Annotated in this window: 5 protein-coding genes, 2 tRNA genes and 2 rRNA genes (1 of these 9 running past the window's edge); 4 read left to right on the top strand and 5 right to left on the bottom strand. The window is 61.2% G+C overall.

The window, feature by feature from the left end; genetic code table 11:
- The 4 genes from CQ14_RS15605 to CQ14_RS15590 form a co-directional block, all read right to left on the bottom strand.
- Positions 1-492 (bottom strand): 23S ribosomal RNA (locus CQ14_RS15605) (it extends 2,317 nt beyond the left edge of the window).
- A gap of 396 nt (positions 493-888) precedes the next feature.
- Positions 889-964, bottom strand: a tRNA-Ala gene (locus tag CQ14_RS15600).
- Between the two features lie 35 nt (positions 965-999).
- Positions 1,000-1,076 (bottom strand) — tRNA-Ile (locus CQ14_RS15595).
- Positions 1,077-1,290: 214 nt separating this feature from the next.
- A 16S ribosomal RNA gene (locus CQ14_RS15590) occupies positions 1,291-2,781 on the bottom strand.
- Together the 16S and 23S rRNA genes with 2 tRNA genes alongside form the textbook arrangement of a ribosomal RNA operon.
- Positions 2,782-3,639: 858 nt before the next feature.
- Here CQ14_RS15590 and CQ14_RS15585 point away from each other — a divergent pair.
- The 3 genes from CQ14_RS15585 to CQ14_RS15575 all read left to right on the top strand — a co-directional run bounded on the left by CQ14_RS15585 (position 3,640) and on the right by CQ14_RS15575 (position 7,858).
- On the top strand, positions 3,640-5,709 hold the full coding sequence (locus CQ14_RS15585; RefSeq protein ID WP_057858739.1) for a M23 family metallopeptidase: 2,070 nt from the start codon (positions 3,640-3,642) through the stop codon (positions 5,707-5,709).
- 145 nt (positions 5,710-5,854) lie between these two features.
- The gene (locus CQ14_RS15580; RefSeq protein WP_057858738.1) at positions 5,855-7,480 is read left to right on the top strand and encodes an NHL repeat-containing protein; all 1,626 of its coding nucleotides are present in this window, start codon (positions 5,855-5,857) and stop codon (positions 7,478-7,480) included.
- Positions 7,481-7,594: 114 nt separating this feature from the next.
- Entirely contained in the window at positions 7,595-7,858 is a 264-nt protein-coding gene (locus tag CQ14_RS15575) for a hypothetical protein (RefSeq protein ID WP_057858809.1), read from the top strand.
- A 68-nt stretch (positions 7,859-7,926) separates the two neighbouring features.
- Here CQ14_RS15575 and clpB read toward each other — a convergent pair whose 3' ends face one another.
- Positions 7,927-10,566, bottom strand: coding sequence for an ATP-dependent chaperone ClpB (clpB, locus tag CQ14_RS15570; RefSeq protein ID WP_057858737.1), 2,640 nt, complete (start codon positions 10,564-10,566; stop codon positions 7,927-7,929).
- A gap of 221 nt (positions 10,567-10,787) precedes the next feature.
- Between clpB and CQ14_RS15565 the strand changes: the two genes are divergently transcribed.
- Positions 10,788-11,573, top strand: a complete 786-nt coding sequence (locus tag CQ14_RS15565) for an MOSC domain-containing protein (protein WP_057858736.1) — start codon at positions 10,788-10,790, stop codon at positions 11,571-11,573.
- The last annotated feature ends 17 nt before the right edge of the window (positions 11,574-11,590 follow it).

The raw sequence follows: 11,590 nt of genomic DNA, 5'->3' as shown, positions 1-11,590 counted from the left end.
GGTCCCCCCATGTTCAGACAGGATTACACGTGTCCCGCCTTACTCGTGGATACATCATCGCATTACCCGTACGGGGCTATCACCCTCTGAGGCCCTGCTTTCCTGACAGGTTCCGGTTGTCTTTGATGTATCACTGGCCTGGTCCGCGTTCGCTCGCCACTACTAACGGAGTCTCGATTGATGTCCTTTCCTCCAGGTACTTAGATGTTTCAGTTCCCTGGGTTCGCTTAAAACCTCCTATGAATTCAGAGATTTCATACCTTCACTTGATAACTGGAAATCCAAAACCTCGCGGCTTGGTCTCAAACATTGCTGTCCGAACCCCAAGATCAAGAGATCTTGGAGTTCCAGCTATCGAAGGTGGGTTTCCCCATTCGGAAATCCGTGGATCAAAGCTTCTTCGCAGCTCCCCACGGCTTATCGCAGCGTAGCACGTCCTTCATCGCCTCTCAGCGCCAAGGCATCCACCGAACACCCTTAAGGCACTTGATTGCTCTCATTATCAATGTCCACACACTCGGCAGAATGTTGTCCGCACAATTGCCTTGAGATCGAAACCTCAAAACGCGCACCCTCGATGAATGCTATGTTGCGGCCGGACACTGATTAGAAAGACCAGCTTGCTTCGTAAGATCAACCCGATAGCGAGGCGGTCAAGCTTCGCTAAAAAGATCATTTACAACCCGGTCATCTTGCGATGGCCGAGCGCCGAAATGATCTGGAGATTATGAGTGAGATTCCGCAAATTGCTTTGCAGATCCCAAACTCGGATCGATCTCCTCTTTACGATGTCAGATATCACGCACGCTGCCGCCCATCCGGACTAGCGCGTGCGAAGTGATGTTTCGCGGACGAATATTCGAGGCACCCTCGATCTTCGATTTCATCTGGTGGAGCCAGACGGGATCGAACCGACGACCTCATGCTTGCAAAGCACGCGCTCTCCCAGCTGAGCTATGGCCCCGTACCAGAAGACGAATGCCTCGCACTCGATCAAGGTGGTGGGCCTGGGAAGACTTGAACTTCCGACCTCACGCTTATCAAGCGCGCGCTCTAACCAACTGAGCTACAAGCCCCTAACACAAGGGACTTTAAGCACGCGCGCAATCGGCTCGCGCCGATGCATCGCACAGCGCTTTAGCCCCCGGTGCGTGTTCGTCCGCGAAGAAAGAGAAACGTAGACGGCGAAATCCCGCCAATGCAGCTCAACAATCCTGACGATTGTTGGCCACTGATGTTTCTAAAACGATCCGATAGTCAGCGTGAGCTGAACTGAAGGATCATCCTTAGAAAGGAGGTGATCCAGCCGCAGGTTCCCCTACGGCTACCTTGTTACGACTTCACCCCAGTCGCTGACCCTACCGTGGCCGGCTGCCCCCTTTCGGTTAGCGCACCGTCTTCAGGTAAAACCAACTCCCATGGTGTGACGGGCGGTGTGTACAAGGCCCGGGAACGTATTCACCGTGGCGTGCTGATCCACGATTACTAGCGATTCCAACTTCATGGGCTCGAGTTGCAGAGCCCAATCCGAACTNGAGACGGCTTTTTGAGATTTGCGAAGGGTCGCCCCTTAGCATCCCATTGTCANCCGCCATTGTAGCACGTGTGTAGCCCAGCCCGTAAGGGCCATGAGGACTTGACGTCATCCCCACCTTCCTCGCGGCTTATCACCGGCAGTCTCCTTAGAGTGCTCAACTAAATGGTAGCAACTAAGGACGGGGGTTGCGCTCGTTGCGGGACTTAACCCAACATCTCACGACACGAGCTGACGACAGCCATGCAGCACCTGTCTCCGGTCCAGCCGAACTGAAGAACTCCGTCTCTGGAGTCCGCGACCGGGATGTCAAGGGCTGGTAAGGTTCTGCGCGTTGCGTCGAATTAAACCACATGCTCCACCGCTTGTGCGGGCCCCCGTCAATTCCTTTGAGTTTTAATCTTGCGACCGTACTCCCCAGGCGGAATGCTTAAAGCGTTAGCTGCGCCACTAGTGAGTAAACCCACTAACGGCTGGCATTCATCGTTTACGGCGTGGACTACCAGGGTATCTAATCCTGTTTGCTCCCCACGCTTTCGTGCCTCAGCGTCAGTATCGGGCCAGTGAGCCGCCTTCGCCACTGGTGTTCTTGCGAATATCTACGAATTTCACCTCTACACTCGCAGTTCCACTCACCTCTCCCGAACTCAAGATCTTCAGTATCAAAGGCAGTTCTGGAGTTGAGCTCCAGGATTTCACCCCTGACTTAAAGACCCGCCTACGCACCCTTTACGCCCAGTGATTCCGAGCAACGCTAGCCCCCTTCGTATTACCGCGGCTGCTGGCACGAAGTTAGCCGGGGCTTATTCTTGCGGTACCGTCATTATCTTCCCGCACAAAAGAGCTTTACAACCCTAGGGCCTTCATCACTCACGCGGCATGGCTGGATCAGGCTTGCGCCCATTGTCCAATATTCCCCACTGCTGCCTCCCGTAGGAGTTTGGGCCGTGTCTCAGTCCCAATGTGGCTGATCATCCTCTCAGACCAGCTACTGATCGTCGCCTTGGTGAGCCGTTACCTCACCAACTAGCTAATCAGACGCGGGCCGATCTTTCGGCGATAAATCTTTCCCCGTAAGGGCTTATCCGGTATTAGCCCAAGTTTCCCTGGGTTGTTCCGAACCAAAAGGTACGTTCCCACGCGTTACTCACCCGTCTGCCGCTGACGTATTGCTACGCCCGCTCGACTTGCATGTGTTAAGCCTGCCGCCAGCGTTCGCTCTGAGCCAGGATCAAACTCTCAAGTTGGACTTGAAACCTTGAACCGGCTGATCACAACGTTTGACGAGGTCCCACCATTCTTCGCCGACCGAAGTCTGCGAGCTGCCCACGATTCACATCGCTGGCAACGATGGTGTAACCTTTAAAACGTGTACCGCCGAAGTCTTTCGTCCACTCCCAGAACTCAAAAGCCGAAGCCTTCAAGTATTCCGAGAGACGCAAGGACTCCGCCGTCCACGTTTCTCTTTCTTCATCTTCACTTGTCAAACAGCCCGGGATCCGTGGGACCCCACCCTTCCGCTTGCGGAAGGTTCCCGCACACTTCATCCGACGACAAATAACAACCGATGACTATCGGCTGTTGAGTCACTCATCGTAATGAGGAGCTTACGGGGCGCGAATAGATGCCTTGGCCTCGTGGCCAATGCATCGCCGCGCTCAGTGGCCGGGTTATAGGCCCGCCCGATCGGGGTTGTCAACGCCCTTCGTCAAGAAATTGTCGTATCGATCGCAAGTTTTTTCAGACGCCAAGAAGTCCCTATGTTTCGGGCCTTTGGCCGCACTTGAGCCACAATCCTGCGACGTTCTGACTATAAGGTATGCACTGAATCACCGGGTGCCAGTGGGGGCTGCCGGTCTTCATCTACCCGGGACAGGCGATCTCGAGGAACCCGTCGCCTTTCCCATGCGGCCAGGAAACTTCGAGAGATCTGCTGACCATTGACGTTCGAGACTGTGGCCGGTCTTCTTCCGGCTTCTGATTCCCGAATTTCCATGCGTGCGGCAACGCCATGCTCCGGAATCCCTCCCTTAAAAGGGCGGAAACGTGGGGTCTGGATCGGGCGAGGTCTTGTCGATGTTGATGGAATTTGGGGGGAGACAGGGTTGAGCCAGAAGGCGCCACGCGGGAGCGGCTATGGACGCGAGACCGGGATCATCGATCTCGGTCACGAGCCGCCACTTTCCGTCGATGGCTCCGAGGCTGCGGTGATCGATCGCCGCCGTGTCTCCGTACAATGGTTTAGCGGCACCATCCTGACCGGTCTGTGCGGCGCGGCCCTCATCGGCGGCGCCGTTTTTGCCTCGCTCGACGGCGAAATGACTTTTGCCAAGGTGCCGGAGCGCGTCGAGGGCGCGCTGCGTGGCGCATTCGGCGCCAACGATCGCACCGCCACCCTGCACAAGAGCGACCGTCTGCCGCCGCCCGGAGAATCCAGCGCTTCACGTAATGTCGTGAAGATGTCGACCGTCACCCGCGTTGGAAACCGTGACGTGATGCGGGTACGGCCCTTCGTCCGCATCTCCGGCAACCTGTCGATGACGACGAGCGACCTCAGCTCGAAGATCCCACCCTATAATGCCCAGCGCCTGCTGACCGATGTTGGCACCTCGACGGCGGCGGCTTCCGAGGATCCGAACAATCCCGAAGCCGTTGAACCCGACGCCGAAGTTTCCTTCGTTACCAAGGACCTCGCCACCGTGCTGCCCAAGGCGAAACTCGCCGCCGTGGTCGCGCTCGATGAAGTCCTGATGCGGGTAAGGGATGCCGCAAACTGGCGCGGCTCGGGCGGTGTCCGCTACACGGCCCTTGCCAATGCCGCAGCCGACGCCGGCGGCGTGCAGTCCGATCTCAAGCTCGCCTATGCCACCGAAGGCAACGTCTCCGACCCCTATGCCGGCTTTGAAACCCGCATCGTGCCGGAAAACGTCACCCTGCTGCCGAAGACCAAGGACCAAATCACCGGCGGCAATCCGTCCGGCGAACGCGTTCACGTCGTGAAAAAGGGCGACACTATCGCATCGATCCTGCGCGATTTGGGCGCAACGCCAGATGAAGCCAGGGCGGTTGCGCTGACCCTTGGCCCCCGCGGCCGCGACGGCGGCCTGAAGGAAGGTCAGAAGATCCGCATCCTGATGGCCCCTACCGGCCTCGGACCCAGCGCCCGGCTGCAGCCCTATCGCGTGATCGTCGCCAACGAGACCACCATCGAAGCCGTCGCCGCACTGTCTGATGTCGGAAAGTATGTCGCCGTCGACGTGCAGAGCATGAATACCGTCGCCGAAGCCGCTACCGGCAAGGATGACGATGACGATGATGAAGATGATGGCAGCGGCGTCCGGCTCTACCAGAGCATCTACGAGACCGCGCTGCGCAACAAGGTGCCGGCCGCCGTGATCGAGGACATGGTCCGCATCTATTCTTACGACGTCGACTTCCAGCGCAAGGTACAGCCGGGCGATTCCTTCGACGTGTACTTCGCCGGCGAGGATGAAGGCACCAGCAACAACGAAAAGACCGAAGTGCTGTTCGCTTCGCTGACCGTCGGCGGCGAGACCAAGAAATATTATCGCTTCCAGACCCCCGACGACTCCGTCGTCGACTTCTACGATGAGACCGGCAAGAGCGCGAAAAAGTTCCTGGTGCGCAAACCCGTCAACAACGCGATCATGCGTTCGGGCTTCGGCGGCCGCCGCCATCCGATCCTCGGCTTCACCAAGATGCACACCGGCGTGGACTGGGCGACGCCCTACGGCACGCCGATTTTCGCCTCCGGCAATGGCGTGGTCGAAAAGGTCGGCTGGGAAGGCGGTTACGGCAAATACGTTCGCCTGAAGCACAATAACGGCTACGAGACCGCCTACGGCCACATGTCGGCGTTCGCCAAGGGCATGGAGCCCGGCAAGCGCGTGCGCCAGGGCCAGGTGATCGGCTTCGTCGGATCGACGGGCATGTCGACCGGCGCCCACGTCCACTACGAAATCCTGGTCAACGGCCGCTTCGTCGACCCGATGCGCGTCAAGCTGCCGCGCGGCCGTTCGCTTGAAGGCTCAATGCTGGCGAATTTCGAAAAAGAGCGCGACCGGCTCGACACCCAGATGAACAATCGCGGCAGCGCGGCGCGGGTTTCCGAAGCCACCGGCACCACGCCGCAGACGCGCCAGGTCAGCCGCTGATCCCCGATAATATCCCCAAGATCCGATAGGGCTTCCGACGCCACCCTGCGTGCCGGATTTGTGGCCGCGCAACCGACAGTTTGGTTTGCCAAACCGCCCGTCGCGACAAATACTGCCTCCAACAAAAACAGTGGGAGGTAGCGTCATGACGAGCAGGCTTGCATTCGCAGCGACTGTTGCGGCGATCGTTCTTGGAAACGCGGCCGGTGCATCGGCCCAGACCTATGAGGTCACCAAGCTGGTTCCGGGCTCGGCCTTTCACGGCGTGCACGGGCTCGGCATCGACAAATCCGGCCGCCTGTTCGCCGGCAGCGTCGCTGGTGCCGCGCTTTACGAGGTCGATCGCAATAACGGCACCGCGAAGATTGCGGTCCCCTCCCCCGAAGGCATGTCCGACGACATTGCGTTCGCGCCCGACGGCACCATGGCGTGGACCGCCTTCCTCACCGGCGATCTCTATTCGCGCAAGGGCGACGGCCCGGTGAAGAAGCTCGCTTCGGGCCTGCCCGGCGTCAACTCGCTCGCATTCCGCAAGGACGGGCGACTCTATGCAACGCAGGTTTTCCTCGGCGATGCGCTCTATGAGATCGACGTCGAGGGCGTCAAGCCGCCGCGCATGATCATGGAAAAGATGGGCGGCCTCAACGGCTTCGAATTCGGGCCCGACGACAAACTGTATGGCCCGCTGTGGTTCAAGGGCCAGGTCGCCAGGGTCGACGTCGACAAGGCCGAACTTTCCGTGGTCGCCGACGGCTTCAAGATTCCAGCCGCCGTCAATTTCGATTCCAAGGGCAATCTCTGGGTGGTCGATACCGCGCTCGGCCAGTTGGTCCGGGTCGATCCGAAGACCGGCGCGAAAAAGCTGGTCGCGCAGCTCAAGCCCTCGCTCGACAACCTCGCGATCGACGACAAGGACCGCATCTTCGTCTCCAACATGGCCGACAACGGCATTCAGGAGGTCGATCCGGAAACCGGCGCTGCCAAGCAGGTCATTATTGGCAAGCTGGCGCTACCCGGCGGCATCGGCGTCGTCTCCGACGGAGCCAAGGACACCATTTACGTCGCCGACGTGTTCGCTTACCGGACCGTGGACGGTGCGACCGGCGAAGTCTCCGAGCCCGCCCGCATGCACGCCGATGGCGTGACGCTGGAATATCCAATGAGCGCCACCGCCAGGGGCGATGACGTGCTGCTGTCGAGCTGGTTCACCGGCACGGTGCAACTGATCGACCGCAAGACCGGAAAAACCAGGGAGATGCTGCACGGTTTCAAGGCCCCGCACGACGCGGTCAAGCTCGGCGACGGCTCCATTCTCGTCAACGAGCTCGGCAGCAAATCACTGGTGCGAGCCAGCGGCGAGCATGGCAAGGACCGCGCCGTCGTCATCGGTAACCTCGAAGGGCCAGTGGGGCTCGCCGCCGGATCGGACAACACGGTCTATCTGACGGAGGCGTTCGCCGGACTGGTGTCGAAGGTCGGAAGCAATGGCGAAAAGACGGTGATCGCCAAGGATCTGAAGGGGCCCGAAGGCATCGCACTGGCGCCCGACGGCAGGCTGATCGTGGCCGAAGTCGGCGCGAAACGCCTTGTCCAGATCGATCCCGCCAGCGGCACCGTCACCGAGATCGCCGCCAACCTCCCGATCGGCCTTCCCGCCGCGCCCGGCGGACTGCCGAGCAATATCCCGACCGGTGTCGGCGTCGGTGCGAGCGGGGTGATTTATTTCTCTTCGGATATCGAGAACGCGATTTACAAGGTCACGAAAAAATAGCCGCCGCGGCCGGCAGCGACCGGAACTCCACCCGCGGTCTCCGGTTGACGGTGCAGGACAAAGCCGCCGGCCCCGACGCGGCGGGCGGCGCATGGCCGAGTGATGGAGGTCGTCATGCAGTTGACGCGTGAGGACGTTGCCCGGGTGGTCGGCGGCGCCGACGATGTAACCATCGCCCAGATCATTGGAACCGGTGCCACCGCGGACGAACTCGCAGAGGCCCAGGCCTGGCTCGCCAATGACGAGCCAATGATGAACGCCGGCAAGCCGCTGGCAACGGGCCGCGTGCGCGAACTCGTCGACATCCTTTCGGAGCTTGATCCAGGTGAGGATGACGACGAACGCAGTGGCAGCAGCCCGGCCCCCGAGCAAGCCTGACCCAACAATCCGGCGAGTGGATGCCTCCCGCATCTAGCGGGATGCATCCACTCACTTTCATGCCTGGCCTAGTTCAGCTTACGCTTTGGCACCGGTGTTTCGAACTGCGCGATCTCGGCGGTCTGGGCAGCTTTGCCGTTGAAGGTCAGCACGTTGCCTTCGCTCGAGATCGCGACGCGGTCGCCATCGGCGACATCGCCTGAGAGGATCATCTCGGCCAGCGGGTCCTGCAGGCTGCGCTGGATCACCCGCTTCAGGGGCCTTGCCCCGTAAGCCGGATCCCAGCCCTTGGCGGCCAGCCAGTCGCGCGCGGCCGCATCGAGCGTCAGCGTGATCTTGCGATCCTCCAAGAGCCTCTCCAGGCGCGCGAACTGGATCTCGACGATCCGGCCCATCTCGCTCTTCTGCAGGCGGTGGAACAGGATGATCTCGTCGACGCGGTTGAGGAATTCGGGCCGGAAGTGCGCCCGCACCATGGCCATCACCTGCTCGCGTACCGCCGAGGTGTCCTCGCCTTCCGGCTGGTTCACCAAAAACTCCGAACCGAGGTTCGAGGTCATGATGATCAGCGTGTTGCGGAAGTCGACGGTGCGGCCCTGGCCGTCGGTCAGACGGCCGTCGTCGAGCACCTGCAGCAGGACGTTGAAGACGTCGGGATGCGCCTTCTCGATCTCGTCGAACAGCACCACCTGATAGGGCCGCCGCCGCACCGCTTCGGTGAGCGCCCCGCCCTCGTCATAGCCGACATAGCCGGGCGGCGCGCCGATCAGCCGCGACACCGAGTGCTTTTCCATGAACTCGGACATGTCGAGGCGCACCATCGCGGTCTCGTCGTTGAACAGGTACTCCGCCAACGCTTTCGTCAGCTCGGTCTTGCCGACGCCGGTCGGCCCCAAGAACATGAACGAGCCCATCGGACGGTTCGGGTCCTGTAGCCCTGCGCGCGAACGGCGCACGGCGGTTGCGACCGCACGCACGGCTTCGGCCTGGCCGACCACGCGCTTGCCGAGCGCGTTCTCCATCTTCAGGAGCTTGTCCTTTTCGCCCTCCAGCATCTTGTCGACGGGAACGCCGGTCCAGCGCGAGACGACCTGCGCGATGTGGTTGGCGGTCACCGCCTCCTCCATCATCTCGCCGGCGTCCTCATTGGCCTCGATGGTTTCGAGCCGCTTCTCCAGCTCCGGAATCTTGCCATAGGCAAGCTCGCCCGCGCGCTGGAATTCGCCGCGGCGTTGCGCGTTGGCGAGCTCAATGCGCAAGGCATCAAGCTCGCTCTTGATCTTCTGCGCGTCGGAGAGCTTGTTCTTCTCCGCGCTCCAGCGCGACGTCAACGCCGCCGATTTTTCCTCCAGATCCGCCAATTCCTTTTCCAGCGACTGCAGGCGGCTCTTGGAGCCGATATCGGTTTCCTTTTTCAGCGCCTCCTGCTCGATCTTCAGCCGGATGATTTCCCGGTCCATCAAATCGAGCTCTTCCGGCTTGGAATCGACCTGCATCTTCAGCCGCGCCGCCGCCTCGTCCATCAGGTCGATGGCCTTGTCGGGCAGGAAACGGTCGGTGATGTAGCGGTTCGACAGCGTGGTGGCCGCAACCAGCGCGGAGTCCGTGATGCGGACGCCGTGGTGCTGTTCGTATTTGTCCTTCAGGCCGCGCAGGATCGAGATGGTATCCTCGACCGTCGGCTCGGAGACGAACACCGGCTGGAAGCGCCGCGCCAGCGCCGCGTCCTTTTCGACATGCTTGCGGTATTCGTCGAGCGTGGTGGCGCCGATGCAGTGCAGCTCGCCGCGCGCCAGCGCAGGCTTCAAGAGGTTGGACGCGTCCATCGCGCCATCGGCCTTACCGGCGCCGACCAGGGTGTGCATCTCGTCGATGAACAGGATGATCGAGCCTTCGGCCGCGGTGACTTCCTGCAGCACGGCCTTCAGCCGCTCCTCGAACTCGCCGCGGTACTTGGCGCCCGCAATCAGCGCCCCCATGTCGAGCGACAGCAGTTTCTTGTCCTGCAGGCTCTCGGGCACGTCGCCGTTGAGGATACGCAACGCCAGGCCCTCGACGATCGCGGTCTTGCCGACGCCGGGCTCGCCGATCAGCACGGGATTGTTCTTGGTGCGGCGGGACAGCACCTGGATGGTGCGGCGGATTTCCTCGTCGCGGCCAATCACCGGATCGAGCTTGCCGTCGCGCGCGGCCTGCGTGAGGTCGCGGGCATATTTCTTCAATGCGTCATAGGCGTTTTCCGCCGTCGCGCTATCCGCGCTGCGGCCCTTGCGCAGCGCTTCGATCGCCGCATTGAGGCTTTGCGGCGTGACGCCACCCTTGTTCAGGATGTTACCGGCCTCGCTGTTCTTCTCGAGCGTCAAGCCCAGCAGCAACCGCTCGACGGTGACAAAGCTGTCGCCGGCCTTCTCGGCGGCCTTTTCCGCCGCATCGAAGGCGCGCGCCATGTCGGGGGCAAGATAGATCTGCCCGGCGCCGCTGCCCGAAACCTTCGGCAGCTTCTTCAGCGCGTCCTCGGTCGCCTTGAGAATGGCGCGCGAGTTGCCGCCGGCGCGGTCGATCAGACCTGCGGCCAGCCCCTCGCTATCATCAAGCAGAACTTTAAGGACGTGCAGCGACGAGAACTGCTGGTGCCCGTCGCGCATGGCGAGCGACTGCGCAGACTGGACAAAGCCGCGCGCCCGCTCGGTGTATTTTTCAATATTCATGGTTTTGATTCCCTCGGCCTACCGCCCTCACCCCCTGAGGCATGATTGCGGCATCTTCATTGGGGTATCCACGAACCGCGTTGACATTCCTCAACCGGTCGCGGGTCGTCGCCCGCTTTTCAGGCTTGATGCAAATGTGGGCATCGCGGTGAAAAACGGAAGAGCTGCGGCCATAAATTCGGAGTTGTGGCGCGAGCCGGTGGAATCTCTTAATAAGCCGCATGCCTGACATGTCCCCTGCCAAGATCGCCGAAATCTACCGCTATCCCGTTAAGGGCCTGTCGCCGGAACAACTGACCCGGGCCGAGCTCAAACCGGGACAGACCTTGCTGGCCGATCGCCGCTACGCCATCGAGAACGGCCCGTCCGGGTTCGATCCGGCGGAACCGAAATGGATGCCGAAGGCGCATTTCCTGATGCTGATGCGGGACGAATGGCTGGCCGGCCTGCGCACCCATTTCGACGATGTGAGCCAGGTCCTCTCGATTCGCCAAAATGGCGAGGTCGCAGCCCAGGGCAACCTGGCGACGGCCGGGGGCCGGCGGGCAATCGAGAATTTTTTCGCCACCGCCTTTGCCGGCCAGATCAAAGGGCCGCCGAAGGTGCTGGAGAGCCCCGGCCACAGCTTTTCGGACGTCGCCCGCAAGGTCGTTTCCATCATCAACCTCGCCAGCGTCCGCGCCATCGAGGATCTCGTCGGCGCGCCGGTCCATCCGCTGCGCTTCCGCGGCAATCTCTATGTCGAGGGCTGGCCGGCCTGGCACGAATTCGACCTGCTCGACCGCACACTTGCGATCGGCGACGTCAGGCTCAAGGTGGTGAAGCGCATCGTCCGCTGCGCCGCCATCAATGTCGATCCCGATACGGCCCAGCGCGATCTGACCATCCCGCCGGCGCTGCAGCGCCGGCTCGGCCATGCCGATTGCGGGATCTATGCCGAGGTGAGCACCGGTGGTACGATCAGCGCCGGCGATCCGATCGCTGTGGAGCAGGCGGAATTGTTGTAGTTCGGCTCCCCGACCTA

Source organism: Bradyrhizobium lablabi, assembly GCF_001440475.1.
Taxonomy (GTDB): Bacteria; Pseudomonadota; Alphaproteobacteria; order Rhizobiales; family Xanthobacteraceae; genus Bradyrhizobium; species Bradyrhizobium lablabi.
Note: the sequence above shows the minus strand (reverse complement) of the source record. Positions and strands in the feature narration are given on the sequence as shown.

Bases quoted from the DNA above. Each gene is read 5' to 3' on its own strand.
- CQ14_RS15580 (WP_057858738.1), top strand. From the start codon at position 5,855: ATGACGAGCAGGCTTGCATTCGCAGCGACTGTTGCGGCGATCGTTCTT.
- CQ14_RS15575 (WP_057858809.1), top strand. From the start codon at position 7,595: ATGCAGTTGACGCGTGAGGACGTTGCCCGGGTGGTCGGCGGCGCCGAC.
- clpB (WP_057858737.1), bottom strand. From the start codon at position 10,566: ATGAATATTGAAAAATACACCGAGCGGGCGCGCGGCTTTGTCCAGTCT.
- CQ14_RS15565 (WP_057858736.1), top strand. From the start codon at position 10,788: ATGCCTGACATGTCCCCTGCCAAGATCGCCGAAATCTACCGCTATCCC.